Source organism: Bradyrhizobium sp. B124, from assembly GCF_038967635.1.
GTDB lineage: Bacteria > Pseudomonadota > Alphaproteobacteria > Rhizobiales > Xanthobacteraceae > Bradyrhizobium.
Genome location: NZ_CP152413.1, coordinates 2,434,784 through 2,460,311, shown reverse-complemented (window position 1 = coordinate 2,460,311; position 25,528 = coordinate 2,434,784). Strand labels below are relative to the sequence as shown.

The window sequence follows — 25,528 nt, the reverse complement described above, 5'->3', positions numbered from 1 at the left end:
TATGACCGCGCTGTCCGACGTCTCCACCCACGCGATGGCCAGCGCGCGCTGGCGGATCAGCGAGGTCGCGTTCTGGGTGCTGGCGCTCGCCTGCGCGTTCCTGTTCCCGTCGCGCTATCTGATCATGACCGACATTGTGCGGCTCGGCCTGTTCGCGCTCTCGCTCGACCTGATCCTCGGCTATGCCGGCATCGTCTCGCTCGGCCATGCAGCGTTCTTCGGCGTCGGCGCCTATTCGGCCGGGCTGCTGGCGCTGCACGGCATCATCAACGAGCCCGTCATCGCGCTGGTCGCCGCCGGCCTCGTTGCGGCGGTGCTCGGCTTCCTGACCAGCTTCCTCGTCATCCGCGGCGTCGACCTGACCCGGCTGATGGTAACGCTCGGCATCGCGCTGCTGCTGGAAGCGCTCGCCGAACGCTTCTCGGACATCACCGGCGGCACCGACGGCCTGCAGGGCATCGAGATGCAGCCGATCCTCGGACTGTTTGCCTTCGACATGTTCGGCAAGACCGGATTGTTCTACTCGCTGATCGTGCTGTTCGTCCTGTTCCTGTTTGCCCGTCGCGTGGTGCATTCGCCGTTCGGCCTTTCGCTGCGCGCGATCAGGAACAATCCGCTGCGCGCGGCCGCAATCGGCATACCCGTCAACCGCCGCCTGATCGCGATCTATACGCTTGCTGCCTTCTATGCCGGGATCGCCGGCGCGCTGTTCACCCAGACCACGGCGCTGGCCTCGCTCGACGTGTTTTCCTTCGAGCGCTCCGCCGATTTGATGCTGGTGCTCGTGATCGGCGGCACCGGCTATCTCTATGGCGGCCTGATCGGCGCCGTCGTGTTCAAGATGCTGCAGGAGCTGTTTCAGAGCATCACCCCGCAATACTGGCTGTTCTGGATCGGCCTCGTGCTGGTCGTGATCGTGATGGTCGGCCGCGCGCGCATCCACCGCTGGGTGCTGTTCGTGCCGAACCTGATCATCCGCCAGGTCGCCGGTCGCAAGGCCGCCGTTGCCATGCCCGAGGGCGACGCGCCATGACGATCGCGCTTGAAACCCGGGGCCTCGAGAAATCCTTCGGCGGGCTTCGCGTCACCCGCGACCTCTCGCTGAAGGTGATGCAGGGCGCCCGCCACGCGCTGATCGGACCGAACGGCGCCGGCAAGACCACCGTCATCAATCAGCTCACCGGCGTGCTGACGCCGAACCGCGGACAAATCCTGCTCGAAGGCAGCGACATCACCGGCCTCTCCGTGCACAAGCGGGTGCTGCGTGGGCTATCGCGCACCTTCCAGATCAACCAGCTCTATGCCGATTTGACCCCGCTCGAAACCATCGGGCTTGCGGTCTCCGAACGGATGGGCCGCGGCGGCGACTGGTGGCGGCGGATGGGAACGCGTAGCGACGTCAATGCCGAGATCGCCGAGATACTGTCGCGCTTCCATCTGCTCGACGTGATGACCGAGCTCACCTCGACATTGCCCTACGGTAAGCAGCGCCTGCTCGAGATCGCGGTCGCAATCGCCGCCAGGCCGCGGGTGCTGCTGCTCGATGAGCCCGCCGCCGGCGTACCCGAAAGCGAGCGCCATGATATCCTGGCGGCGGTCGCGGCATTGCCGCGCGACGTCACCGTGCTGCTGATCGAGCACGACATGGATCTGGTGTTCTCCTTCGCCGACCGCATCTCGGTGCTGGTCAATGGCGGCTTGCTCACTGAAGGCGCGCCCGACGACGTCGCGCGCGATCCGCAGGTGAGGGCGGTCTATCTCGGCGAGGCGGCCGATGTCTGACCTGCTCTCCATCAAGGGCTTGCGCGCCGGATATGGCGAGGCGGTGGTGCTGCCCGACATGTCGCTGGCGCTCGCCGAGGGCCAGGTGCTCGCGCTGCTCGGCCGCAACGGCACTGGCAAGACCACGCTGATCAATTCGATCGTCGGCATCGTCAGGCGCCTCAGTGGCAGCGTCGCGCTTGCGGGCGAGGACATCACGGCACTGCGGCCCGACCAGCGCGCCCGCGCCGGGATCGGCTGGGTGCCGCAGGAGCGCAACATCTTCCGCTCGCTGACGGTGGAGGAGAACATGACCGCGGTGGCGCAGCCCGGTCCGTGGACGGTCGAGCGGGTGTACGAGATGTTTCCGCGGCTGAAGGAGCGGCGCGGCAATTTCGGCAACCAGCTGTCGGGTGGCGAGCAGCAGATGCTGGCGATCGGTCGCGCGCTGACCTTGAACCCGAAAGTGCTGCTGCTCGACGAGCCGACCGAAGGCCTCGCGCCGATCATCGTTGAGGAATTGTTAAAGGCGATCGGAACCATCACGCGCTCGGGTGGCATCTGTTCGATCATCGTCGAGCAGAATGCACAAAAGATTCTCGGGCTCGCCGACCGCGTTGTGATATTGGAACGCGGAACGATCGTGCACGATGCCGCAAGCAGCGCGCTGAAGGCCGATCCCTCCGTCCTCGAGCGCCATCTCGGCGTCGCTGGGACCAAAAAACACTGACGCCCTCAGGGAGTTCACCATGCAGCGAACCAAGCCACCGTTCCGCGCCGACGAGGTCGGCAGCCTGTTGCGTCCGCCGAAGATCAAGGAAGCTCGCGCCAGGCTGGAGAAGGGCGAGATCTCGGCCGACGAGCTGTGCAAGATCGAGGACATGGAGATCGAGAAGGTCGTGCACAAGCAGGCCTCGGTCGGCCTGAAGCTTGCGACCGACGGCGAGTTCCGCCGCTCCTGGTGGCACTTCGATTTCCTCAGCCATCTGACCGGCTGCGAGCTGTTCCACCCCGACATGGGCATCCAGTTCGCGGGCGTGCAGACCCGGCACGACGCCATCCGGGTGATCGGCAAGCTCGACTTCTCCGATCATCACCCGATGCTCGATCACTTCAGGTTCCTGAAGAAGTACGCCGACCAGGCGCATGTCACCCCGAAGATGACGATCCCGTCGCCGGCGGTGCTGCACTTCCGCGGCGGCCGCAAGCTGATCTCGAAGGAGGTCTATCCGGACCTTGAGGAGTTCTACCAGGACCTCGGCAAGACCTATCGCAAGGCGGTGAAGGCGTTCTACGACGCCGGTTGCCGTTACCTGCAATTCGACGACACGGTGTGGGCCTATCTGTGCTCGCAGGAGGAATTGCAGAAGTCGCGCGACCGCGGCGACAATCCCGATGGCCTGCAGGAGATCTATGCCCGCGTCATCAACTACGCGATCGCCGATCGTCCGTCCGACATGGTGATCACGACGCATGTCTGCCGTGGCAATTTCCGTTCGACCTGGATTTCCTCCGGTGGCTACGAGCCGGTCGCCGAGACCATGCTGGCCGGCACCAATTACGACGGCTACTTCCTCGAATATGATTCCGATCGTGCCGGCGGCTTCGAGCCGCTGCGCTTCCTCCCCAAGGGCAACAAGGTCGTTGTGGTCGGCGTCATCACCTCGAAGTTCGGCGAGCTCGAGAAGAAGGACGACATCAAGCGGCGGCTGGAGGAGGCATCGAAGTTCGCCCCGATCGAGCAGCTTGCTCTGTCGCCGCAATGCGGCTTCGCCTCGACCGAGGAGGGCAACATCCTCTCCGAGGAAGAGCAGTGGGCCAAGCTGCGGCTCGCGGTCGAGGTCGCGAACGAGGTGTGGGGGAAGTAACTCCCGTCGTATCCTCGCGTCATTGCGAGGAGCGCTAGCGACGAAGCAATCCATCTTTCCAGTTGTGGAGGTATGGATTGCTTCGCTTCGCTCGCAATGACGGGGAGAGAGCTCTGTTTCACTGCTCCGCTAGATAGACCTCGCCGAGCAGCGAGGAGTTCGACCACGGCACCTGCTTGCCCTTGGTCGCGGCGACGACTTCGGCGCGGACCCGCGTCAGCATCTGCTGCACCTCGAGGCCGGGCGTGCCGACATGGCGCGACAGCGCCGCCGAGAACGGGCTGTTGGCGCCTTCGCCGTCGAGCGCGACCTGGCCCGGCGCGGTCGCGAACGCGATCAGCGTGCCGGCGCCAAGCGTCGAGCCTGATCCGAGCGAGGCGGGCGCGGCAAGGCCTGAGCCGGCTTCGATGCCGCGGCTCGGGCCTGTTGATGCCACCTGTGGCGCCATCGGATTGTTGCGGCAGGCATCGAGGATCAAAATGTTGGTGCGGATCTGATCGTCGAGGCCGGCCATGATGGTGTCCATGTCGACCATCGCGTCGGTCATGCGGCCGCCGGCCTTGAACTCGATATCGACCGGCACGAGGTAGTTGCGGCCGTCGACCTGCACGCCGTGACCGGCGTAGTAGACCACGGCGATCTGCGACCGCGCCGCCTCGCGCAGGAAGTCATGGATCGTCGTTTGCATCGCGTCGCGATCGAGATCGAGACCTTCCGAGACGGTGAAGCCGATGTCGCGCAGGCTCTTGGCGATGGCGCGGGCATCGTTCGGTGGATTGGGCAGCGCCTTCACATGCGCATAGGCGCCGTTGCCGATCACCAGCGCGACGCGCCGGCCGGTTGCTGCGGCCCGCACGCGTGCCGCGGGTGCGGCCGGAGCTGCTGCCGCGGGCGCCGGTGGTGCGGGCGCAGGGCTGCTTTCGGCGGCAGGCGCCGCCGCGGTCTTGCGCGGGGCTGCATCGGCTTCCTTGAGCAGTGCGAGCCGCACCTTGGCGGTGGCCTGGTTGGCCTTGCTGCCGGCATCGGAGGCCTGGCCCTCGAGCACCGAGGCGTAATCTTCTTTGGCGTGCGCAGCATCGCCCTTGGCCTCATAGGCGAGGCCGCGCTGGGTGTAGGCCGAGATCAAGACGCTGCCGGGCGGCGTCATGATGTTGGCGGGCGCCTTCGCCTTCGCGAGCCGGATCGCTTCCGAGGTATCCGCAATCGCGCGCGCGATGTCGCCCTTGGCGCGCCAGATCACGGCGCGGCTGATCAGCGGCTGCGGCAGCGACGGGTCGATCCTGACGGCCTCGTTGATGTCGGCGAGCGCGCCGTCGAGATCGCCGAGCGCCTGCTTCGAGGCGCCGCGGTTCTGATAGGAGAACGCCGACTTCGGACCGGCCTTGATCGCGGCGTCGTAGTCGGCGATCGCCTTGGCGTAATCGCCCTTGCCGCGATAGGCATTGCCGCGGTTGTGAAAGATGATGCCGCTCGGCGGCCCTATGCGCAGCGCGTCGTTGAAGTCGGCGATCGCGATGTCGTACTCGCCCTTGTCGTAATAGGCCGAGCCACGCAAATTGTAGACCGCAGTGCTTGGCTTCAGGCGCAGCGCCTCGGTGGCGTCAGCGATCACCTGGGCGTAGTTGCCTTTCTTGTTCCAGCCCGCCGCGCGCCAGAAATAGATGGTCGCGAGCTTCTCGCCGGAAAACACCTTCAACGCGATGATCTTGGTGCAGGCGTCGATCATCTGGTCGGCCGGCGTGGTGTCGGTCGTGCAGAGTGGGCCGAGCTGGGAGCGCGCCTGGGCGAAGCAGGGCGCCGACCACAGGATGGCCGCGAGCAGGCAGGGGATCAGGAGCAGGCGGCGCATCGATCATCCAGGGGTAGGGCCGTCACGGTGGTCGGTGCGGCGAGGCGGTCCAAGAGGCTATCCATGACTGTTTGGTGATCGGCCGTGGAGGGGGGTTCAACTGGTGGGAAAATGGTGGTAAGACCTCGCCGCTCGCTAACTCTGCCCACTTTTGTCCCACTGGCCGCTGCCCACCCCAGGCACCATGAAGAACGACGAAATCCTCAGTCAGATCACGGATTTCTGCCGTCACTCCGACATGGCGGAGACGACGTTCGGCCGCCGTGCCGTGAACGACGGCAAGCTGGTGCACCGGCTGCGCGAGGGCAAGCGCATCACCATCGATACGCTCGACCGCATCAATGCGTTCATTGCGACCTCGACGCCGGGCGGCGTGGCGCCGCCGCGCGGCCTCGTGGTTCCGCCGGAAAAGCGCGATCCGAGGGGCAATTTCCGCTTCTTCGAGAACCGCCAGCGTTATCTGCTGTTCGTGCACACCTGCAGCGAGAAGCGGGTGATCGCCGACCGGGTCGCGCTCGAACTGGCCGCCATCCACCCGCGGCCGCCGGCTTTGCGGGTGTTTGATGCCGGGATGGGCGACGGTACCGTGCTGGCGCGGGTCCTGCGTGCCATGCATGGCCGCTTCCCACATATGCCGTTCTACGTCGCCGGCAAGGAACTGAGCCTGGAGGACGTCCGCCTCACTCTGGACAAGGTCCCGGACCGCCTGTTCGAGCACCCGGCCAGCGTCTTCGTTTTCACCAACATGTATTACGCCGAGGCGCCCTGGCTGACGCCCAAGAACTCGGCGGCGGCGGCCAGCATGATCTGGCACGAGGTGGCCTTGCGGGGCGCTTCCTCCGGCGAATTCGAGACCCAGATCGCGGAACTCGGTCCATTCCTGGAGCAGAACTGGCGGGCCAACCTCAGCCCCGGCAATGCGATGCCGATCTACGAGCGGCCGGTGGCGCTGGTGCTGTACCGGGACGATCACCGGTTCCTGCTCGATTCCATCATTCCCCGCGCCGGCCGGACCGAGGCCAATTTCGACCTCGTGATCGCCTCGCAGCCCTATCGCGCCAAATCCTCGGTGAATTTCCGCGCCAAGCGGATCATCGCGCCGCTGGCCCGCGCGCTGCGCGGCGGCGGGCGGCTGATAGGAATCCACTCCCACGGAAGCGATCCCGGACTTGAAATCATTCAAGCCGTCTGGCCCGGAGAAAATCCTTTCGCCGTCAGCCGTCATGAGATACTGCGCGCGGTGAAATACGAGTTGGGCTCGGCCGGCCGCGAGCTGAATTTCAACGCCTACGCCGATAACCGTTCGATCTTCCGATATGATATGGAAGCGCTGCCTAATGAGGTGACCGGCTCGATCGGAACCTCGACCGCCTTCGCCGCCTGGAACGCAGCAGTGTATGTCGCGCAGATCGAAGATGAGCGGTTGACTGAAACGACCGAAAACGGACGAGCTCTCGAGGCCACACGCGAGGTTCTCCGTAAACACAACGGGCTGTGGTTTTACGACGAATCCTACGTCATCTCGCGGCGACGAGACTGACATTCCGGGGACATATTCACCAACCAACGTCGGACTTCGACGAAACAAGGGGTTTGCTTGATGCGCGCGTCTTATCTCTTCACCAGCGAGTCGGTCTCGGAAGGCCATCCGGACAAGGTCTGCGATCGCATCTCGGATGAGATCGTCGATCTGTTCTATCGCGAGGGGCCGAAGGCGGGCATCGACCCGTGGCAGATCCGCGCGGCGTGCGAAACGCTCGCGACCACCAACAAGGTGGTGATCGCCGGCGAAACCCGCGGGCCGGCTTCGGTCACCAACGAGCAGATCGAGGGCGTGGTTCGCTCTGCGATCAAGGACATCGGCTACGAGCAGGACGGCTTCCACTGGAACACCTGCGACATCGAGATCCTGCTGCATCCGCAGTCGGCCGACATCGCGCAGGGCGTCGACGCGCTGCAGCCGGGCGAGGTCAAGGAAGAGGGTGCCGGCGACCAGGGCATCATGTTCGGTTACGCCACCAACGAGACGCCGGACCTGATGCCGGCGCCGATCTTCTACGCCCACAAGATCCTGCGGCTGATCTCCGAAGCGCGCCACTCCGGCAAGGAGAAGGTGCTCGGTCCGGACTCCAAGAGCCAGGTCACCGTCCAGTACGAGAACGGCAAGCCGGTCGGCGTCCGCGAGATCGTGGTGTCGCACCAGCATCTGGTCGAGGACCTCACGTCCAGCCAGATCCGCGACATCGTCGAGCCCTATGTGCGCGAGGCGCTGCCGAAGGAGTGGATCAACGGCAAGACGATCTGGCACATCAATCCGACCGGCAAGTTCTTCATCGGCGGCCCCGATGGCGACTCCGGCCTGACCGGCCGCAAGATCATCGTCGACACCTATGGCGGCGCGGCTCCGCATGGCGGCGGTGCGTTCTCCGGCAAGGATCCGACCAAGGTCGACCGTTCGGCCGCCTATGCCGCGCGCTACGTCGCCAAGAACATCGTCGCGGCCGGTCTCGCCGACCGCTGCACGTTGCAGCTCGCCTACGCGATCGGCGTGGCGCGTCCGCTGTCGATCTACATCGACACCCACGGCACCGGCAAGGTGTCGGAGGACGAGCTCGAGAAGGCGGCAGCCAAGGCGATGGATCTGACGCCGCGCGGCATCCGCACCCATCTCGACCTCAACCGCCCGATCTACGCGCGCACCTCGGCCTACGGCCATTTCGGCCGCACGCCGGACAATGAGGGCGGCTTCTCCTGGGAGAAGACCGATCTCGTCGAGCCGCTGAAGCGCGCGCTCTGACGCTTGCGACATTCCGGGACGCTCGCGACTGCGAGGCGAACCGGAGACCTTCCTTCATCCCATCGAGATTCCGGGTTCGCCGCTGCGCGGCGCCCCGGAATGACCAGTTCAACAACAGGACGCTCAAATGAACGCCCCCACGAAGCCCGGCTTCACCGACTACATCGTCAAGGACATTGCGCTCGCCGATTTCGGCCGCAAGGAGATCTCGCTGGCCGAGACCGAGATGCCCGGCCTGATGGCCACCCGCGAAGAGTTCGGCCCCAAGCAGCCGCTGAAGGGCGCGCGCATCGCGGGCTCGCTGCACATGACGATCCAGACCGCCGTGCTGATCGAGACGCTGGCTGCGCTCGGCGCCGACATCCGCTGGGTCTCCTGCAACATCTATTCGACGCAGGATCACGCCGCCGCCGCGATCGCCGCGGCCGGTATTCCGGTGTTCGCCGTGAAGGGCGAGACGCTGACCGAGTATTGGGACTACACCGCCAAGCTGTTCGACTGGCATGGCGGCGGCACGCCCAACATGATCCTCGATGACGGCGGCGACGCCACCATGCTGGTGCATGCCGGCTACCGCGCCGAGCAGGGCGACACCGCCTTCCTCGACAAGCCGACCTCCGAGGAAGAAGAGATCTTCTACGCGCTGGTCAAGCGTCTCCTCAAGGAGAAGCCGAAGGGCTACTTCGCCGAGATCGCCAAGAACATCCAGGGCGTCTCGGAAGAGACCACCACGGGCGTGCATCGCCTGTACGAGATGGCCAACAAGGGCACGCTGCTGTTCCCGGCGATCAACGTCAACGACAGCGTCACCAAGTCGAAGTTCGACAACCTCTATGGCTGCCGCGAGTCGCTGGTCGACGGCATCCGCCGCGGCACCGACGTGATGCTGTCGGGCAAGGTCGCGATGGTCGCGGGCTTCGGCGATGTCGGCAAGGGCTCGGCCGCCTCGCTGCGCCAGGCCGGCTGCCGCGTCATGGTCTCCGAAGTCGATCCGATCTGCGCGCTGCAGGCGGCGATGGAAGGCTATGAGGTCGTGACCATGGAAGACGCGGCGCCGCGCGCCGACATCTTCGTCACCGCCACCGGCAACAAGGACATCATCACCATCGAGCACATGCGCGCGATGAAGGATCGCGCCATCGTCTGCAACATCGGTCACTTCGACAACGAGATCCAGATCGCTTCGCTGCGCAATCTGAAGTGGACCAACATCAAGCCGCAGGTCGACGAGATCGAATTCCCCGACAAGCACCGCATCATCATGCTGTCGGAAGGCCGCCTCGTGAACCTCGGCAATGCGATGGGCCATCCGTCCTTCGTGATGTCGGCCTCGTTCACCAACCAGACGCTGGCGCAGATCGAGCTGTTCGCCAACAACAAGGACGGCAAGTACGCCAAGAAGGTCTACGTGCTGCCGAAGACGCTCGACGAGAAGGTCGCCCGCCTGCATCTCGCCAAGATCGGCGTCAAGCTGACCGAGCTGCGCAAGGACCAGGCCGACTACATCGGCGTCAAGCAGGAAGGTCCGTACAAGTCGGACCACTACCGCTACTGATCTGCGCTCGCAGCAATCGATCAAGTGAAGAGCCCCGGCATCGTCCGGGGCTTTTTGCTGAAGTGGTGTGGGTGACAAGTCGGCTGCGGTTCTCTGACGTCGCTCAAATCCACCGCCTTCGCCGGGACGACGATGAGGATGGTTCTCGCGCGATGCGATGCACGGTCATTGCGTACTTCATCTCGGTGTCATCGCCCGGCTTGACCGGGCGATCCAGTATTCCAGCGACGGCTGTGCTTGAGCCGAGAGGCCGCGGCGTACTGGATCGCCCGGTCAAGACCGGGCGACGACAGATGTAGGCTGGGACGCAGCTTCGCATTCGCACCGGGGAATGACGGCGGGGAGGGCTCACCATCACGCCGATGTCCGCACCGTGCCGTGCCCGAGCTGCCGCGAGATGTCGCTCGCGCAATCACGCAGCGCGGTTGCGATCGCACTGTCCCAGCTGGCGTCGAAGGTGCCCTCCGGGCCCATCGCCGTGATGACCAAAGCGACGTGGCCGGCGTGATCGAACACCGGGGCGGCGAAGGCGTTGACGCCGGGAAGCGGATCGCCGATCGCGCGCGCGAGCCCGCGGCTCTGCACCTCGGCAAGCATCTCCGTGGTCTTCGCGGTGATGGTCTCGCGTTTCGGATTGTAGCCGACGCCGAGGCGGTCGAGGCCGCTCTCGAGCGCCGTCTTGACGGCGTTCGGCGGCATGAAGGCGGCGAAGGCGCGGCCGGTCGCGGTTTCGAGCAGTGCCACCACCGATCCGACGCGCATCGCGATATGCACGGGATGGCTCGGCTCCTCGAGCCGCACCACGGTCGCGCCGTGGGTGCCCCAAACCGACAGCGACACCGCATGATTGATGCTGTCGGCGAGCGCGGCGATCCGCGGCGTCGCGATCCGCACCGCGGAGAGCCGGCGCAGGCTGATCAGGCCGAGCTCGAGCGCCAACGCCCCGATCTCATAGCGGCCGGTGGTCTCGTCCTGCTCGATCAGGCCGATGCGGGAGAAACTCACGAGGTAGGGATGCGCCTTGGCCGGCGGCATGCCGGCTTCGCGGGCGAGATCGCGCAGCATCATCGGTTCGCCGCTGCGGGCGAGCGCGCGGAGCAATTCTCCGCCGACCTCGATCGATTGTATGCCGCGGCTTTCTCTCGTCATGTCGCCCTGTCAGTTCTTCGACGATTTGCTTATACGGCGAGAAACCCTCCGTCGACGGGCAGGGTCACGCCGTTCACATAAGATGCCAGCTCCGACGCCAGGAACACCACCGGACCGGCCAGCTCCTCCGGCCGTCCGACGCGGCCGAGCGGCGTGCGGCCCAGAAAGCCGGCGAGCCGGGCAGGGTCGTTGCGGGTCGCCTCGGTCATCGCGGTCTCGATCACGCCGGGCGCGATCGCATTGACTCTGATGCCGTCGGCGGCAAGCTCGCGGGCCAGCGCCTGGGTGAGGAGTTTCACGCCGCCCTTCGACGGCGCGTAGCCCAGCGTATCGGCAACGCCGAGGAAGGAGGCGATCGAGCCGAGGTTGATGATCGTGCCGCGTGTCTCGCGCAGCGCCGGCAGGAAGGCGTGGGTGACGTTGAATGTGCCGGTCAGGTTGACGTCGAGCACCCGCCGCCAATTCTCCTGCGCACGGGGCGAACAGATGCCCTCACGGATGATGATCCCGGCATTGTTGACCAGGATCGCGATCGGACCGACCTCGCGCGCCACACCCTGCGCCAGGGCGGAGCACGCCTCGGCATCGGTCACGTCGAGTTCGAACGACCAGGCCGCGCGGCCGCGCTGGCGAATATCGGCTGCGGTCTGTTCGACGCCGGCGCGATCGATGTCGGCGACCACGACGTCGGCGCCATGCGCCGCGAGGCCAAGCGCGATGGCGCGTCCGTTGCCGTGCGCGGCGCCGGTCACCAATGCGCGCTTGCCCGCGAGCAGGGACGCCATCGTGCTCATGCCGCGCTGCTTTCCGCCGCGGCACCGGCGATGTGCTTGCCTGCGATGTAGCCGAAGGTCAGCGCGGGCCCGAGCGTGATGCCGGCGCCGGGATAGTTGCCGCCCATGATGCTCGCCATGTCGTTTCCGGCTGCATAGAGGCCGGCAATCGGCTGCCCATCGGCGTCGAGCGCGCGGGCGTTGGCGTCGGTGCGGATGCCGGCATAGGTGCCGAGATCGCCGACCACCATCTTGATGGCGTAGAACGGCCCGTGCTGGATCGGCGCGACGCACGGATTGGGGCCGTGCAGCGCATCGCCCTGGTAACGGTTATAGGCGCGCGAGCCCTTGCCGAAGGCGGGGTCGCGGCCCTCCGCCGCGGTTGCGTTGAACGCCGCGATGGTTGCCTCGAGCGCCTTCGCATCGATGCCGGCTTGCGCGGCAAGCTCCGCCAGCGTCGCGCCGCGCTTGAGATAGCCGGTCTTCAGATGGTGGCCGAGCGGCATCGGGCGCGGCGGCACGCAGCCGAGGCCATATTTGCGCAGCGTCTCGTGATCGCAGACGAGATAGGCCGCGATCTCCTCGCCGGGCTTCGCCGCCCTGATCATCGCCTGCACGAAGTCGTGGTAGGAATTGCCTTCATTGGCAAAGCGCTTGCCGTCGCGCATCACCGCGATCACGCCGGGTTTGGCGCGGTCGATGAAATGCGGCATCACGCCCTTCGAGCCGTCCTTGCGCGTGGTGACCGAGACCGGCACCCAGGCCGCGGCATTCGGCAGCGAGTCCTCGACGCGGCCGCCGGCCGACTCCGCGAGCCGCAGACCGTCGCCGGTGTTGCCGACAGGTCCCGGCGAATAGTGCTCCTTCCCGGTCGGCGCGTGCGGAAAAAGTTTCTGCCGCCGCGCGACGTCATGCGGGAAGCCGCCGCAGGCAAGCACGACGCCGCGCTTGGCGTTGACGCGGATGGTGCGGCCCTCGCGCGCGATCACCGCGCCGCGCACCACGCCGTTCTCGACGATCAATTCGCGCACCGGCGAGTTGAGCCAGAGCGGGATCTTGAGGTCGAAGGCGGATTTCGCCAGCCGGCCGGCCAGCGCATTGCCGTTGGTCAGCGTCATGCCGCGGCCGTTGCGCATCACGTCCATCGCGTGCTTCGACAGCCGCTTGGCGACATAGGCCGCCGAGGTCAGTGACCGCGTCGCGCGCATGAAATGGACGATCTCCTTGCCGGAGCCGAGCATCATGCCGAACACGGTGAGCTCGGGCAGGGGGCTGCCGAGATTTTTGAGGGCGTCGCCGAGTTCGCGGGCGTCGAACGGCCGCGTCACCATCGAGCGGCCGCCCTGCGCGCCGCCGGGCGCTTCGGCATGATAGTCTGGGAAGGTCAGCGGCATGTCGAAGCGCACGGCGGTCTTCGTGGTGAAGAAGTCGATCGCCTTCGGACCTTCGGTCAGGAACGCATCGACGCGCGCGGCATCGAAGCTGTTGCCGGCCTCATGGCGCAGATAGGTCCTGGCCTGATCGGGGCTCTCCTCGATGCCCCAGGCCTTCGCGAGCGAGGTGCCGGGAATCCACAACCAGCCGCCGGAGCGCGCGGTGGTGCCGCCGAAGCGCGGCTCCTTCTCGACGACGAGGACTTTCAGGCCGTGATGGCCGGCGGTGACCGCCGCCGACAGCCCGGCGCAGCCGGAGCCGACGACGAGCGCGTCGCAGTCATACGTTTCTTCGTTGGCCACGCGATCGATCCTATTTCTTGAGCAGCGGGCACTTGGACTCTGACACCGGACGATAGGCGTCTTCGCCCTTCACCGTCTTGATGATGTCGAGATAGTCCCACGGCTCCTTGGATTCCGAGGGCTTCCTCACCTTCGCCAGATACATGTCGCGGATGACGCGGCCGTCTTCGCGCAGCTTGCCGCCATGCACGAAGGTGTCCTCGATCGGCAGCTCGCGCATCTTGGCCATCACCGCTTTCGGATCATCGGTGCCGGCTGCCTGGATCGCCTTGAGATAATGCAGCACCGAGCCGTAGACGCCGGTCTGGATCATGGTCGGCATCACGTTGGTGCGGGCGTAGAATTTCTTCGACCAGGCGCGGGTCTTCTCGTCCATGTTCCAGTAGGACGCTGTCGTCATGTAGGTGCCCTGTGCGGCGTTGAGCCCGATCGCATGCACGTCGGTGTCGAACATCAGAAGGCCGACCAGCTTCTGGCCGCCCTGCACGAGGCCGAACTCGCCGGACTGCTTGATCGAATTGTCGGTGTCCTGGCCGGCATTGGCGAATGCCACCACATCCGCCTTCGAGCTCTGCGCCTGCAGCGCAAACGAGGAGAAGTCGGCCGTGTTGGTCGGGTGCCGCACGCTGCCGAGCACCTTGCCGCCCATCTCGTTGATGAAGCGCGTCGCATCCTTCTCGAGCTGCTGGCCGAAGGCGTAGTCCGCGGTGATGAAGTACCAGGACTTGCCGCCCTCCGCGATCACGGCCGAGGCCGTGACCTTCGACAGCGCATAGGTGTCGTAGGTGAAGTGCACGGTGTTGGGGCTGCACAATTCGTCGGTCAGCGAGCTCGCGCCGGGTCCGGACAGCAGCGCGACCTTGTTGCGCTCGCGCACCATGTTGTGCACGGCGATCGCAATGCCGGAGTTCGGGATGTCGGCGATCGCATCGACCTTGCCGTTGTCGAACCAGCCGCGGGCGATCTGAACGCCGACGTCGGTCTTCATCTGGTGGTCGGCGGAGATGATCTCGATCGGCTTGCCGAGCACGGTGGGGCCGAATTCCTCGACCGCCATCTTGGCCGCCTCGACCGAGCCCGGGCCGGAATTGTCGCGCCCCCAGCTCGACAGGTCGGTCAGCACCCCGATGCGCACGACGTCGTCGGAAACCTGGGCGTGAGCGGCCGTCGTCATCGCCGCGAGAATGGCTGCCGCCAAAAATTGTCTCATCATTCCTCCTGCTGGATTTCCTCTTGGATGTCCCCGTTCTCCGGCGGGCCGCAGAATTAGTAATTATCTAATCAGTTTGTCAATGGCGAATAATGTGTCCTTGATGCCACAGGGTTGATCCTGCAACGGCGCGGCGCTTCAAATCGGTGAGCGAATGCTTACATCGTTTTGCCGGGCGACACCGCGGCGGGCTTCCGGCCCACGCCGGATATCGCCGCAGTGCCAAGTCAGGATGAAACAAGGGGAGTTTTCGCGGTCGGCGTTGCGCTTCGCCGCCCCGGGGCTAAGCCGCCCATCGAGGGTCCAGGCTGCTACGGGGCGGTGCATGGAGAGCATCGGCGCGCTGCGATCATAGACGGACCATGTTGAGACAACTCTTTGCGCCGCAGCTCGTCATTCTCTACGTGCTGGTGGCCTCCACGCTCTACGTCCACTTCCGCGGCAAGCAACGGCTGCGCTTCGCCCGCCAGCTCGGCGATCACTCGACCTACCTCGCGCCCTACAATGTGCTGATGTATGCGGGCTCGGCCGTGCCCAACACGCCGGTGATCCCCGTCGAGCAGTTTCCAGAGCTCAAGAAGCTCTCCGAAAATTGGGAGGCGATCCGCGACGAGGCGACGCGCCTGTTCGACGAGGGCTTCATCCGCGCCGCGGCCAAGAACAACGACTGGGGCTTCTACTCGTTCTTCAAGAGCGGCTGGAAGCGGTTCTATCTGAAATGGTACGACGACTTCCTGCCGTCGGCGCGCACGCTGTGCCCGAAGACGGTGGAGCTGTTGAACTCGATCCCGAACGTGCACGGCGCGATGTTCGCGATGCTGCCGCCCGGCGGCAAGCTCGGTGCGCATCGCGATCCCTTCGCCGGCTCGCTGCGCTATCACCTCGGCCTGGTAACGCCGAACTCGACCGCGTGCCGCATCCTGGTCGACGGCGTCGAATGCGTCTGGCGCGACGGCGAGGCCTTCATGTTCGACGAGACCTTCATCCACAGCGCCGAGAACAAGACAGACGTCAATCGCATCATCCTGTTCTGCGACGTCGAGCGCCCGATGAAGTACGGCTTCATGACCCGGATCAATCGCTGGGTCAGCCACAACATCGTCAAGGCGTCGGCCACCCAGAACGTCGATGGCGAGCATGTCGGCGCGCTGAACAAGGTGTTCGGCAAGCTCTACGAGATCCACCTCGCCAGCCGCAAGGTCAAGGAGTGGAACCGGAACGTGTATTACACGCTGAAGTATTCCGTGACCGCGCTGATCCTCGGCCTGATCGTGGTGTCGGCGCTGCGGTGAAGGCGGCGGCCGCGCCGCGTTGAACGCAAAAGCCCCGGAGCAAACCGGGGCTTTTTGTCTGGGGTGTGAGCTGTGAAGCGCAACGGCATCAGTCGCGTTCGAAAACCTTGGCGCCGGGGTAGACTCGCCGGGCATAGGCGACAACCCACTCCCGGTTCTGGGTTTCCAGGAACGGAGTGCGGATCGTGCACGACCCGACGATGAGGTGCCACAGGCCATTCAGCTTCTGAATGTTGACGATCATGTGAGTGCTCCTCGATACCCGCGTTCCAGTCGACACTTACTACTCGTGATAGTCCTGCGCTTCACGCCTCGGTGCAGTGATCCCGATCACAGATGTCGGAACACTTTTTGCGCCCGCAGTCGTTGGTCGCCCGTTGGAGTGGCCGCGAGTATAAAAATCGCCCGCCATCGCTCAACTGTACGAGCGTAGGTACAGGGCATCACAAGGAATCAGAGAGGCCATACCAAGGTATGTTGATGTCTGTCCGGAGGCGCAGCGGGAGCGCGTTGCCTCAGTCCGGATGAGCGCTGATGGCCGCCTGGCCGAAACTCCACCGGGCTGATGCAGTCTTCTACGAGGTCCATCTCGCCGGCCGCGACGTCGGCGCCGTTCAACTTTGCGCAGCATGACGTCTTCGCGCTCCGATCCGTTACACGGGCGTGATAGAGTCCGATCAGGCGTTTCGCATTGAAGGGGATCTTGCCATGTCGGAGACTACTGGAGCTTTTGCGACGACTGCGCTGAGCGGTTACGAGCTGTTGGCTGATCCGCAGTTGAACAAGGGCACGGCGTTCTCCGAGGCCGAGCGCGAGGCGTTCGACCTGCATGGCCTGCTGCCGCCCAATATCTTGACGCTGGACGAGCAGGTTTCGCGCCGCCTCGAGGCGTTGCGCGGCTACGAGACTGACATCGAGCGCTATGCCTTCCTGCGCGAACTGCAGGACACCAACGAGACCCTGTTCTACGCGCTCCTGGTCGGCAACCTGGAAGAGCTGTTGCCGATCGTCTACACGCCGACCGTCGGCGAGGGCTGCCAGAAATTCAGTCGGCTGTTTCGCAAGCCGCGCGGGCTGTTCCTCAGCATTCCGCACCAGCACCGGATCGACCGCATTTTCGCCCATCCGCGCTTCGATCATGTCGAGGCGATCGTGGTGACCGACGGTGAGCGCATCCTCGGCCTCGGCGACCAGGGCGCCGGCGGCATGGGCATCCCGATCGGTAAGCTCGCGCTCTACACCGGCTGCGGCGGCCTGCATCCGGCGACGACCCTGCCGATCCTGCTCGACGTCGGCACCGACAATCCCGACTGCCTGGCCGATCCGCTCTATATCGGCTGGCGCAACGAGCGCGTCCGCGGTCAGGCCTATGACGACTTCATCGAGGCGTTCGTCTCGGCGGTGGTGAAGCGCTGGCCGCGCGTCCTGCTGCAATGGGAGGACTTTGCCAAGAACAACGCGACGCGCATGCTGGAGCGCTATCGCGACCGGCTCCTGACCTTCAACGACGACATCCAGGGCACGGCGGCGGTCGCGACCGGCGCCTTGCTCTCGGCCATCAACGTCACCGGAGTGCCGCTGACCGAGCAGCGTGTCGCGGTGTTCGGCGCGGGTTCTGCCGGTTGCGGCATCGCCAGCCTGATCCGAGCGGCGATGATCGACGCCGGCCTGTCCGAGAGCGAGGCGGCGAAGCGCTTCTTCATGGTCGACCGCGACGGGCTATTGCTCGAGGGCATGAGCGGGCTCGCCCCGTTCCAGCTTCCGTTCGTGCAGAGCAAGCAGGCGATCGCAGGCTGGCAGCTCAGCCATCCCGACAAGATCGCGTTGCTCGACGTCGTGCGCAACGCCAGGCCGACCGTGCTTATCGGCGTCTCCGGGCAGGCCGGCGCGTTCTCCGAACCGATCGTCCGCGCGATGGCCGTGTGCAACAAGCGGCCGGTGATCTTCCCGCTGTCGAACCCGACCTCGCGCGAGGAAGCGACGCCTTCCGATATCGAAGCCTGGACTGAGGGACGGGCGTTGATCGGCGTCGGCAGCCCGTTCCCGCCGATCACGCGCGACGGCGCGCGCTTCAAGGTCGACCAGACCAACAACTCCTACATCTTCCCGGGCGTCGGCGTTGGTGCGCTCGCGGTCGGTGCCAGTCGGGTCAGCGACGGGATGTTCATGGCCGCCGCCAAGGCGCTGGCCAGCGTCTCGCCGGCCCGCAACAACCCGAAGCACAATCTGCTGCCGCCGGTCAGCGCGCTGCGTGAGGTGTCGCTGACGGTGGCGCTGGCGGTCGCGCTGCAGGCGCATAAGGAAGGGCTCGCCAAGGATATTCCGATCGACCAGGTCGAGGCGCGCATCCAGGCCAAGGTCTGGACGCCGCGCTACGTGCCGTATCGGCGCAGCGATCGGGCCTAGGGTCCGCGGGGCGTATCAGGTGGCGCGATCCTTCGCGCCACCCGTGGGCAGGCGATGGCTTCGATCGTCGCGACGGCCGACTAAAGTTCTAGCCTCCACGTTCCGTTGCGTTGGAACTTTCCGGGGCGCGATGTCGTTTGTGTTCAAACGACCCAAACGGTCAAAATCCATCCGGGGGCTTGTCCGAGGGAGACGCTCCCATGGTAACGCTCGGCCCGACACTCGGCCTAACCCCTGGCCTCGACGCCAACCAGCTCTCGGCAGCCGAACATCAGCTCCAGATGCGCCGCGCGGTCATCGCCTCCACGGTCGGGACCGCGATCGAATGGTATGACTTCTTCCTCTACAGCACGGTTACCGGCCTGGTGTTCGCAAAGCTGTTCTTTCCGAATTCCGACCCCCGGGTCGGCACGCTGGAGGCTTTCGCCATCTATGCGGTCGGCTTCATCGCGCGGCCGATCGGCGCCGCGATCTTCGGCCACTTTGGCGACCGCATCGGACGCAAGTCGACGCTGATCGCGACGCTGCTGTTGATGGGACTGGCGACGGCGGCGGTCGCGTTGGTGCCGACCTATTCCAGCATCGGTATCTGGGGCGCGGTGATCCTCACTGTGCTGCGCTTCATCCAGGGCGTCGGGGTCGGCGGCGAATGGGGCGGCTCGGTGCTGATGTCGATGGAATGGGCGCGCAACGATCGCTCCCGCGGCCTGATCGCGTCATGGCCGCAATTCGGCGTGCCCTGCGGGCTGTTCCTCGCCAACCTTGCCGTGCTGGCGTTCAGCCAGATGTCGGGCGACCAGTTCCTGGCATGGGGCTGGCGCGTTCCGTTTGCGCTCAGCATCATCCTGGTCGGCGTCGGCCTCTACATCCGGCTCGGCATTCTGGAGACGCCGGTCTTCGCCAAGCTGGTGGCCGAGCGTCAGCTCGACCGCACGCCGATGCTGACCGTGATCCGCAACCATCCGAAGGAGATCCTGCTGTCCGCCTTCGCGCGGATGTCCGAGCAGGCGCCGTTCTACATCTTCACCGCCTTCGTGTTCTCCTACGGCGTCGGCACGCTGCACATGTCGCGCGACTTCCTGCTGACCGCGGTGCTTTCGGCCTCGGTGCTGTCGTTCGTCTCGATCCCGGTGTTCGGACATCTGTCCGACCAGATCGGCCGCAAGAACATGTACATGATCGGCGCGTTGGTGACCGGCATCTTCGGCTTCATCTACTTCGCGATGCTCAATACCGGATCGGCGTCGATCATCTTCCTCGCGATCATTCTCTCGCTCATTCCGCACGACATGCAGTACGGGCCGCAGGCCGCCCTGATCGCCGAAAGCTTCACCGGCCGCCTGCGCTACAGCGGTGCCTCGCTCGGCTACCAGCTCGCATCGGTGATCGCCGGCGGTCCCGCGCCGCTGATCGCCGCATGGCTGTTCGGCACCTATCATTCGTCGATTGCAATCGCGGCCTACATCGCGCTCTGCGCCGTCATCACGCTGGTCGCAACCGCGCTGATGACCGACTACACGGGAAAGGACATCAACGCCGCGACCGCGCATCAGCGGTGAGTTCGAGACAGCACGGGAGGAGCAAATGGTGAAATGGCGAAAGGAATCGGCGCTCGATCTCTATAACCTCGTCGCGGCGATCTTCTTGCTCGCAGCGCCGTGGCTGTTTGCGCACGCCAACCCGACGGCGGCGATCGATCTGTGGATCAGCGGTGCCGCGATCGCGATCATGTCGCTGGCGGCGATCTTCGCGTTCTCGATCTGGGAGGAATGGATCAATCTGTTCGTCGGATGCTGGCTGATCGCCTCGCCCTGGCTGCTCGGCTTCACGCACACCCGCGCGATGCATTTTGCCGTCGCGGCGGGTGCGGTGGTCGCCTTCATGGCACTGCTCGAACTGTGGCTCGAATACGAGAAGACGCATTTCGGCCCAGCCGCGTCGTAGGCCGCAGCAAAGCATTCTAGCAACCGCGGCAAATGCCTTTGATCTTGCGGTCGACGATCGCGTCTTCCTGATCGATGATCTGCTGCGATGCCGACGCCGCTGCCGGAATGTCGGCGGCACGCGGCTGGCGATGACCGACCGGCGCCGACCATGGCCGCGTCGCGGTTTCATTTGAGGCAAATGCACCGGGCTGCTGGGCCATCGCCTGTGCGAAGCAGGAGGTCGTGACTGCCGCGGACAGGATTGCAGCCAGGCCAAGTCCTCTGACAAGTCCTGTGCCGAGTCGTCGAAGATCGATCATGAGAATCTCCATACCGTCATCGCCGCGTTTGTGCGCGGCCTTGATGAAATAGAGCGTCTCTGTCGTCCGGGTATTCCCCGGTCCGTCCGATGTGATCGGGCGCTCGCGGTTCGGTGATCGCGCGTGATGAAATAATTATCCGGCGTCGACAGTCATTGGTCACAGGAGCCGAGCTTGGTCGGCTTCATCCACGTGCGGAGAAACCCGATGACCAAATTGACCTTCGTGACGCTTGCTCTGGTTGCGGCAGCTGCGTTCTCGGCTCAGGCCTCGGCCGCCAGCAACAATGCTGCGGTGCGGCGCGCCCATGCTTCGATGACGACGACAACGACGACACCGGTCAGCAGCAAGACGACCGATTGCGTGCGCGCGCCGAACGTCGGATCGTTCGCAACCGCGCCCTTCACCGAGCCGCCCTGCATGCCCGGCACGATGCGCTGACCGCGCGCAGCGGAAAGCCCCGGACCCCTGGTCCGGGGTTTCCCGGGCGATGCGATGTCGCCGGGAAGTGGCCGCGGAATGGGCGTGACCCACCTCACAGCCAAGCCGGTGCGATCGTGCGAAGCGTGCGGCGTCGGAGCCGGCGCATGGTGTCCCGGCCCGAGTTCAAGGAGACGTCGCATGACACGCAATTCGCTTCTTGCTTTCGCTGCCGTTGTCGCGTTCGGCGTTACCGCGCTGAGCTCTGCGCATGCCGGCGGACTTCACATGGCGCCGCCGAAGAATGTGGGCGCAAAACTGCCCCCGGGCGGTTCGGGCGGCCCGCATCGCCAGCCGGTCGATCCGCCGCCTTATCTCGGAACTGGTTACAGCGGTGACAGTGCCGGTGGCAGCGGAGGCGGCGGATATCTCGGCGACCCCAACCATCCCGGCCACGAGCAATTCTGAAAAAGCAACGGCCCCGAACCAGGTTCGGGGCCGCGGTCTGCTGGTGGATCGGATCCGGAGTCTACTCCGGCTTGCCGATCGATACCTTCAGTGTGCCGACGCCGTCGACGCCGCATTCGAGCTTGTCGCCCACCTGCAGCTGCGAGACACCGGCGGGCGTGCCGGTCATGATGATGTCGCCGGCGGCGAGCTTCACCTGCTGCGAGAGCTGCCAGATGATCTCAGGCACGTTCCAGATCAATTCGGTGAGGTCGCCCTTCTGCGCTTCCTTGCCGTTGACGGTGAGCCAGATCTTGCCGCTGGAGGGGTGGCCGATCTTCGAGGCCGGCTGGATCGCGGAGCAGGGCGCGGAATAATCGAACGACTTGCCGATCTCCCAGGGCCGCTCCTTCTTGCGTGAGGCGATCTGCAGGTCGCGGCGGGTCAGGTCGATGCCGACGGCATAGCCGTAGACATGCTCGAGCGCCTTGTCGGCGGGAATGTTGAGCCCGCCGCTCTTCATCGCCACCACCAGCTCGACCTCGTGATGCAGGTCCTTGGTCAGCGGCGGATAGGGGATCGTCGCACCGTCGGGCACCAGCATGTCGGCATGCTTGCCGAAGAAGAACGGCGGCGCACGCTCGTCATTGCCCATCTCCCTGATATGCTCGAGATAGTTGCGGCCGACGCACCAGATGCGGCGGACCGGATAGACGCCGGATTCGCCGACGACGGGGAGTGAGGGCTGCGGGGGAAGCGGAATGACGGTGGAGGCGGCGTTCATGAACGGGTCCCGGAGGGTTGAAGGAGGGAGCGCGGGCCGTATTTACGCGGTTACGGCGCTGGGGGCTAGGGGCCGCGGCTGCACCAGGCGCAGACGTGAGGCCAGCCTTCCGCCGGGCGCGGCCGCCCTTGGCGGGCGAGAGCGGTGATGCCGATGCGCAGATGGCTTTCGATCGGCCTAGCGCTGGTTGCCGCGGTCCTGTTCGCCTCCGCTGTTCGCTTTTTTGTCGTGACCCCGGAACGGATCGACCGGGGGCAGAACAAGGTCCAGCGCGTGGCCGTGGACATCACGCCCGCCGCGCAGGCGTTGCAGGCGACGCTCGACGTAGAGGACATGCACGCGGACAGCCTGTCGTGGAAGCGCGACCTGATCGCGCGATCCGATCGCGGCCATATCGACTTGCCGCGGCTGATCGAGGGCCGCTACGCGTTGCAGGTGTTTTCGTCGGTCACCAAGTCGCCCGAGGGCCAGAACTATGATGCCAATGCCGGCGACACCGACACGATCACGAACCTCGCCATCATCGATCTGCAGCCGATGCGGACGTGGTTCTCGTTGCTGCAGCGCTCGCTATGGCATGCCGAGAAACTGCACAACTTCGCCGACAAATCCGCCGGACGGCTTCGCCTGATCACGACACCGGCCGAGATCGATCGCCTGCTCGCGGATCGCAAGAACGGCATGACGGTGGTTGGCGGAATGCTGTCGATCGAGGGCCTGCACGATCTCGAGGGCAACATCGACAATCTCGATGTGCTCCACACTGCCGGATTCAGGATGGCTGGTCTCGCACACTTCTTCGACAACGATGTCGCAGGCTCGATGCACGGCGTGGCAAAGGGCGGCCTGACGCCGCTCGGCCGGCAGGTGGTGCAGCGGATGGAGGCGATGGGGATGATCGTCGATCTCGCCCATGCGAGCCACGCGGCGGTCGCCGACGTGCTGGCGATGGCGACGCGTCCGGTGGTCTCGAGCCATGGCGGCGTTCAGGCGACCTGCAAGGTCAACCGCAATCTCACCGATGATGAGGTCAAGGGTGTCGCGCGGACCGGCGGAGTGGTCGGCATCGGTTTCTGGCAGGGTGCCGTCTGTTCGCTCGATCCAAAGAATGTGGCGCGGGCGATTGCCCATGCCCGCGACCTGGTCGGGATCGACCATGTCGGCCTCGGCTCGGATTTCGACGGCTCGACCACCACGGGATTCGATGCGAGCGGGATCGCCGCCGTGACCCAGGCGCTGATGTCGAGCGGGTTCTCCGAGTACGACATCCGCAAGGTCATGGGCGGCAATGTCCTGCGCGTACTGCGCGCAGGCATTGCCGCGAAGTGACGGTAAGCCTCAGCCGGTGGCGCTGATCGGCGCCAAAGCCAGCGGCGACGGGTCGTGGTGATGCTGCAGGCGGAAGAACGAGGCATAGCGGCCGCCGCGGCGCAGCAGATCCTCGTGACGCCCGCGCTCGACGATCTCGCCGCCCTCGACCACCAGGATCGCGTCGGCGTGCATGATGGTGTGCAGGCGGTGCGCGATCACGATCGTGGTGCGGCCCTGGCAGAGATGCTCGATCGCCTCCTGCACCTGCTTCTCGGACTCCGAGTCGAGCGCGGCGGTGGCCTCGTCGAGCAGGATGATCGGCGCGTTCTTGACCAGTGCGCGGGCGACCGCGATGCGCTGGCGCTGGCCGCCGGACAGTTGCGTGCCGTGCTCGCCGACCGGCGTGTCGTAGCCGAGCGGGAAGCTCATGATGAAGTCGTGTGCGCAAGCGGCCTTGGCGGCGTCGATGATCTCGGCCTCGGTGGCGCCCGGCTTGCCGAACGCGATGTTGGCGCGGATGGTGTCGCGGAACAGATAGACGTCCTGGCCGACATAGGCGGTCTGCCGGCGCAGCGACTTGCGCGAGACCGACAGGATCGACTGTCCGTCGATGAGGATGTCGCCCTCGCGCGTCTCGTAGAAGCGCAGCAGCAGGGCGAGCACCGTCGATTTTCCGCCGCCGGAGGGACCGACCAGCGCGGTGACCTTGCCGGGCTCGGCCATGAAGCTCAAGCGGTTCAGCACCGGCTCACCGGGCCGATAGGCGAAGCTGACGTCGCGCAGTTCGATCCGTGCGTCGGAGAGTTTGAGCGCCGGCTTGTCGTCGTCGGCCTGTTCGCTGGCGGGGCTGTCGACGACCTCGAGCAGCATCCGCGCGCCGACCAGCTGGCTGTTGAGATCGATGTTGAGCCGCGCCAGGCGCTTGGCCGGTTCGGTCGCCATCAGAAAGGCGGTCAGGAACGTGAAAAACTGGCCCGGCGTGGAACCGAGCGCCACCACGCTGTAGCCGCCATACATCAGGCAGCCGGCGACCGCGAAGCCGCCGAGCATCTCCATCAGCGGGTTGGAGCGGTTGGCGACATGCGCCATCTTGTTGGCGTTGCGCTCGACGATCGCGATGTTCTCGTCGATCCGCTGCTGCATGGTGTCTTCCAGCGTGAACGCCTTCACGGTGCGGATGCCTTGCAGCGATTCCTGCATCGTCTCCATGATGTCGGCGGTGCCGGTGAACTGGTTGTAGGCGAGGCCCTTGATCCGCTTCACCAGCTTGCGCAGCACCAGCATCGCCGGCGGCACCGCCACCAGCCCGATGAACGACATCAGCGGGTCCTGCCAGACCATGACGGCGACCATGCTGATCAGCATCAGGAAGTCGCGGCCGATCGCATTGACCAGCATGTTGAGCACGTCGGTGATCGACTTGGCGCCGGCGGTGAGCCGCGCCAGGAATTCCGAGGAGTGCCGCTGCGAGAAGAAGCCGATGCTTTCGCTCATCAGCTTGGCGAACAATTGCCGCTGGTTCCGCGCCAGGATGGCGTTGCTGATCTTCGACAGGATCACCATGTGGCCGTAGGTCGCCACGCCCTTGATGAACAGCAGCACCACTGTGACCCCGGCAAACATCGCGATGCCGGGGATATTCTTGTCGACATAGGCCTGGTTGATCACCTGGCCGAGCACGTAAGTGGCGCCGGCTGTCGAGCCGGCCGCAACAGCCATCAGGGCGAACGCCGTCAGATAGCGCCGCCAGTAGGTGATCCCCTGTTCCGTGACCAGGCGGCGAATCAGGATCGCCGCGCCATAGGGATCGTCGGTAATTTTCTTTGGAAACTGAGCCATCCGCGTTCCATTGACGGCGGGCAGCGCCGGCCGTCAGGGTTGCGGACCTCCTTGCCCGCTTGGCGGGGCTTTTTCAAGCACAATAA

General features: G+C 65.3%; 23 protein-coding genes. 14 read left to right on the top strand and 9 right to left on the bottom strand.

Annotated features, from left to right (window positions below; genetic code table 11):
- Nucleotide 1 precedes the first annotated feature (1 nt).
- The 4 genes from AAFG13_RS11915 to AAFG13_RS11900 are packed head-to-tail and all read left to right on the top strand — an operon-like array spanning nucleotide 2 to nucleotide 3,629.
- Entirely contained in the window at nucleotides 2-1,033 is a 1,032-nt protein-coding gene (locus tag AAFG13_RS11915) for a branched-chain amino acid ABC transporter permease (RefSeq protein WP_342712089.1), read from the top strand.
- Nucleotides 1,030-1,782 carry an ABC transporter ATP-binding protein gene (locus AAFG13_RS11910; RefSeq protein WP_342712088.1) on the top strand — a complete coding sequence of 251 codons (753 nt, stop codon included), beginning with the start codon at nucleotides 1,030-1,032 and terminating at the stop codon, nucleotides 1,780-1,782. Before AAFG13_RS11915 ends, AAFG13_RS11910 begins: the two co-directional genes overlap by 4 nt.
- Nucleotides 1,775-2,491: an ABC transporter ATP-binding protein gene (locus tag AAFG13_RS11905; protein ID WP_342712087.1), complete on the top strand. Its 717-nt coding sequence runs from the start codon at nucleotides 1,775-1,777 to the stop codon at nucleotides 2,489-2,491. The genes AAFG13_RS11910 and AAFG13_RS11905 overlap by 8 nt, the downstream gene beginning before the upstream one ends.
- Nucleotides 2,492-2,510: 19 nt before the next feature.
- Nucleotides 2,511-3,629, top strand: a complete 1,119-nt coding sequence (locus AAFG13_RS11900) for a cobalamin-independent methionine synthase II family protein (RefSeq protein WP_212310140.1) — start codon at nucleotides 2,511-2,513, stop codon at nucleotides 3,627-3,629.
- A 118-nt stretch (nucleotides 3,630-3,747) separates the two neighbouring features.
- Here AAFG13_RS11900 and AAFG13_RS11895 read toward each other — a convergent pair whose 3' ends face one another.
- Entirely contained in the window at nucleotides 3,748-5,478 is a 1,731-nt protein-coding gene (locus AAFG13_RS11895; protein WP_342712086.1) for a caspase family protein, read from the bottom strand.
- A gap of 184 nt (nucleotides 5,479-5,662) precedes the next feature.
- Between AAFG13_RS11895 and AAFG13_RS11890 the strand changes: the two genes are divergently transcribed.
- From AAFG13_RS11890 to ahcY, 3 genes are all read left to right on the top strand, one after another.
- Nucleotides 5,663-7,018: a hypothetical protein gene (locus AAFG13_RS11890; protein WP_092115496.1), complete on the top strand. Its 1,356-nt coding sequence runs from the start codon at nucleotides 5,663-5,665 to the stop codon at nucleotides 7,016-7,018.
- Nucleotides 7,019-7,078: 60 nt separating this feature from the next.
- Complete coding sequence (gene metK / locus AAFG13_RS11885) at nucleotides 7,079-8,275, top strand: methionine adenosyltransferase (RefSeq protein ID WP_212310138.1); 1,197 nt, start codon at nucleotides 7,079-7,081, stop codon at nucleotides 8,273-8,275.
- A gap of 127 nt (nucleotides 8,276-8,402) precedes the next feature.
- Nucleotides 8,403-9,830 carry an adenosylhomocysteinase gene (gene ahcY, locus AAFG13_RS11880; RefSeq protein ID WP_092115494.1) on the top strand — a complete coding sequence of 476 codons (1,428 nt, stop codon included), beginning with the start codon at nucleotides 8,403-8,405 and terminating at the stop codon, nucleotides 9,828-9,830.
- A 354-nt stretch (nucleotides 9,831-10,184) separates the two neighbouring features.
- Here ahcY and AAFG13_RS11875 read toward each other — a convergent pair whose 3' ends face one another.
- Genes AAFG13_RS11875 through AAFG13_RS11860 form a run of 4 tightly spaced genes read right to left on the bottom strand, consistent with a single transcriptional unit; the run spans nucleotide 10,185 to nucleotide 14,698 of the window.
- A complete protein-coding gene (locus AAFG13_RS11875) occupies nucleotides 10,185-10,979 on the bottom strand; it encodes an IclR family transcriptional regulator (protein WP_212310137.1) in 795 nt (264 codons plus the stop codon).
- Between the two features lie 29 nt (nucleotides 10,980-11,008).
- Nucleotides 11,009-11,773: a glucose 1-dehydrogenase gene (locus AAFG13_RS11870; RefSeq protein WP_342712085.1), complete on the bottom strand. Its 765-nt coding sequence runs from the start codon at nucleotides 11,771-11,773 to the stop codon at nucleotides 11,009-11,011.
- A complete protein-coding gene (locus tag AAFG13_RS11865) occupies nucleotides 11,770-13,488 on the bottom strand; it encodes an FAD-dependent oxidoreductase (RefSeq protein WP_342712084.1) in 1,719 nt (572 codons plus the stop codon). The genes AAFG13_RS11870 and AAFG13_RS11865 overlap by 4 nt, the downstream gene beginning before the upstream one ends.
- Before the next feature lie 10 nt (nucleotides 13,489-13,498).
- Nucleotides 13,499-14,698 (bottom strand): ABC transporter substrate-binding protein, encoded by a 1,200-nt coding sequence (locus AAFG13_RS11860; protein ID WP_342712083.1) that lies wholly within the window; start codon nucleotides 14,696-14,698, stop codon nucleotides 13,499-13,501.
- Nucleotides 14,699-15,060: 362 nt separating this feature from the next.
- Between AAFG13_RS11860 and AAFG13_RS11855 the strand changes: the two genes are divergently transcribed.
- On the top strand, nucleotides 15,061-15,990 hold the full coding sequence (locus AAFG13_RS11855) for an aspartyl/asparaginyl beta-hydroxylase domain-containing protein (RefSeq protein ID WP_212310134.1): 930 nt from the start codon (nucleotides 15,061-15,063) through the stop codon (nucleotides 15,988-15,990).
- A gap of 88 nt (nucleotides 15,991-16,078) precedes the next feature.
- Here AAFG13_RS11855 and AAFG13_RS11850 read toward each other — a convergent pair whose 3' ends face one another.
- Nucleotides 16,079-16,234 (bottom strand): hypothetical protein, encoded by a 156-nt coding sequence (locus AAFG13_RS11850; RefSeq protein WP_198964751.1) that lies wholly within the window; start codon nucleotides 16,232-16,234, stop codon nucleotides 16,079-16,081.
- 464 nt (nucleotides 16,235-16,698) lie between these two features.
- Between AAFG13_RS11850 and AAFG13_RS11845 the strand changes: the two genes are divergently transcribed.
- The 3 genes from AAFG13_RS11845 (at nucleotide 16,699) to AAFG13_RS11835 (ending at nucleotide 20,340) form a co-directional block, all read left to right on the top strand.
- Nucleotides 16,699-18,396 carry an NAD-dependent malic enzyme gene (locus tag AAFG13_RS11845; protein ID WP_212310133.1) on the top strand — a complete coding sequence of 566 codons (1,698 nt, stop codon included), beginning with the start codon at nucleotides 16,699-16,701 and terminating at the stop codon, nucleotides 18,394-18,396.
- Nucleotides 18,397-18,596: 200 nt separating this feature from the next.
- Nucleotides 18,597-19,955, top strand: a complete 1,359-nt coding sequence (locus tag AAFG13_RS11840; RefSeq protein WP_342712082.1) for an MFS transporter — start codon at nucleotides 18,597-18,599, stop codon at nucleotides 19,953-19,955.
- Between the two features lie 25 nt (nucleotides 19,956-19,980).
- Nucleotides 19,981-20,340, top strand: coding sequence for an SPW repeat protein (locus AAFG13_RS11835; protein ID WP_342712081.1), 360 nt, complete (start codon nucleotides 19,981-19,983; stop codon nucleotides 20,338-20,340).
- Between the two features lie 16 nt (nucleotides 20,341-20,356).
- Here the strand turns inward: AAFG13_RS11835 and AAFG13_RS11830 are convergent, their stop codons facing one another.
- Nucleotides 20,357-20,641, bottom strand: coding sequence for a hypothetical protein (locus AAFG13_RS11830; RefSeq protein WP_249131640.1), 285 nt, complete (start codon nucleotides 20,639-20,641; stop codon nucleotides 20,357-20,359).
- 207 nt (nucleotides 20,642-20,848) lie between these two features.
- On the opposite strand from AAFG13_RS11830, the gene AAFG13_RS11825 reads away from it, so the two are divergent.
- Both AAFG13_RS11825 and AAFG13_RS11820 read left to right on the top strand, forming a co-directional pair.
- Nucleotides 20,849-21,082: a hypothetical protein gene (locus AAFG13_RS11825; protein ID WP_176530157.1), complete on the top strand. Its 234-nt coding sequence runs from the start codon at nucleotides 20,849-20,851 to the stop codon at nucleotides 21,080-21,082.
- 180 nt (nucleotides 21,083-21,262) lie between these two features.
- Entirely contained in the window at nucleotides 21,263-21,529 is a 267-nt protein-coding gene (locus tag AAFG13_RS11820) for a hypothetical protein (RefSeq protein WP_176530158.1), read from the top strand.
- Nucleotides 21,530-21,590: 61 nt separating this feature from the next.
- Here AAFG13_RS11820 and AAFG13_RS11815 read toward each other — a convergent pair whose 3' ends face one another.
- Nucleotides 21,591-22,292, bottom strand: coding sequence for a fumarylacetoacetate hydrolase family protein (locus AAFG13_RS11815; protein ID WP_212310131.1), 702 nt, complete (start codon nucleotides 22,290-22,292; stop codon nucleotides 21,591-21,593).
- 153 nt (nucleotides 22,293-22,445) lie between these two features.
- On the opposite strand from AAFG13_RS11815, the gene AAFG13_RS11810 reads away from it, so the two are divergent.
- A complete protein-coding gene (locus AAFG13_RS11810) occupies nucleotides 22,446-23,621 on the top strand; it encodes a dipeptidase (protein ID WP_342712080.1) in 1,176 nt (391 codons plus the stop codon).
- A gap of 9 nt (nucleotides 23,622-23,630) precedes the next feature.
- Here the strand turns inward: AAFG13_RS11810 and AAFG13_RS11805 are convergent, their stop codons facing one another.
- Entirely contained in the window at nucleotides 23,631-25,442 is a 1,812-nt protein-coding gene (locus AAFG13_RS11805) for an ABC transporter ATP-binding protein (protein WP_342712079.1), read from the bottom strand.
- Nucleotides 25,443-25,528 lie beyond the last annotated feature (86 nt).

Coding starts and splice junctions, on each gene's coding strand:
- AAFG13_RS11915 (WP_342712089.1), top strand. CDS start 2: ATGACCGCGCTGTCCGACGTCTCCACCCACGCGATGGCCAGCGCGCGC.
- AAFG13_RS11910 (WP_342712088.1), top strand. CDS start 1,030: ATGACGATCGCGCTTGAAACCCGGGGCCTCGAGAAATCCTTCGGCGGG.
- AAFG13_RS11905 (WP_342712087.1), top strand. CDS start 1,775: ATGTCTGACCTGCTCTCCATCAAGGGCTTGCGCGCCGGATATGGCGAG.
- AAFG13_RS11900 (WP_212310140.1), top strand. CDS start 2,511: ATGCAGCGAACCAAGCCACCGTTCCGCGCCGACGAGGTCGGCAGCCTG.
- AAFG13_RS11895 (WP_342712086.1), bottom strand. CDS start 5,478: ATGCGCCGCCTGCTCCTGATCCCCTGCCTGCTCGCGGCCATCCTGTGG.
- AAFG13_RS11890 (WP_092115496.1), top strand. CDS start 5,663: ATGAAGAACGACGAAATCCTCAGTCAGATCACGGATTTCTGCCGTCAC.
- metK (WP_212310138.1), top strand. CDS start 7,079: ATGCGCGCGTCTTATCTCTTCACCAGCGAGTCGGTCTCGGAAGGCCAT.
- ahcY (WP_092115494.1), top strand. CDS start 8,403: ATGAACGCCCCCACGAAGCCCGGCTTCACCGACTACATCGTCAAGGAC.
- AAFG13_RS11875 (WP_212310137.1), bottom strand. CDS start 10,979: ATGACGAGAGAAAGCCGCGGCATACAATCGATCGAGGTCGGCGGAGAA.
- AAFG13_RS11870 (WP_342712085.1), bottom strand. CDS start 11,773: ATGAGCACGATGGCGTCCCTGCTCGCGGGCAAGCGCGCATTGGTGACC.
- AAFG13_RS11860 (WP_342712083.1), bottom strand. CDS start 14,698: ATGAGACAATTTTTGGCGGCAGCCATTCTCGCGGCGATGACGACGGCC.
- AAFG13_RS11855 (WP_212310134.1), top strand. CDS start 15,061: ATGTTGAGACAACTCTTTGCGCCGCAGCTCGTCATTCTCTACGTGCTG.
- AAFG13_RS11850 (WP_198964751.1), bottom strand. CDS start 16,234: ATGATCGTCAACATTCAGAAGCTGAATGGCCTGTGGCACCTCATCGTC.
- AAFG13_RS11845 (WP_212310133.1), top strand. CDS start 16,699: ATGTCGGAGACTACTGGAGCTTTTGCGACGACTGCGCTGAGCGGTTAC.
- AAFG13_RS11840 (WP_342712082.1), top strand. CDS start 18,597: ATGGTAACGCTCGGCCCGACACTCGGCCTAACCCCTGGCCTCGACGCC.
- AAFG13_RS11835 (WP_342712081.1), top strand. CDS start 19,981: ATGGTGAAATGGCGAAAGGAATCGGCGCTCGATCTCTATAACCTCGTC.
- AAFG13_RS11830 (WP_249131640.1), bottom strand. CDS start 20,641: ATGATCGATCTTCGACGACTCGGCACAGGACTTGTCAGAGGACTTGGC.
- AAFG13_RS11825 (WP_176530157.1), top strand. CDS start 20,849: ATGACCAAATTGACCTTCGTGACGCTTGCTCTGGTTGCGGCAGCTGCG.
- AAFG13_RS11820 (WP_176530158.1), top strand. CDS start 21,263: ATGACACGCAATTCGCTTCTTGCTTTCGCTGCCGTTGTCGCGTTCGGC.
- AAFG13_RS11815 (WP_212310131.1), bottom strand. CDS start 22,292: ATGAACGCCGCCTCCACCGTCATTCCGCTTCCCCCGCAGCCCTCACTC.
- AAFG13_RS11810 (WP_342712080.1), top strand. CDS start 22,446: ATGCGCAGATGGCTTTCGATCGGCCTAGCGCTGGTTGCCGCGGTCCTG.
- AAFG13_RS11805 (WP_342712079.1), bottom strand. CDS start 25,442: ATGGCTCAGTTTCCAAAGAAAATTACCGACGATCCCTATGGCGCGGCG.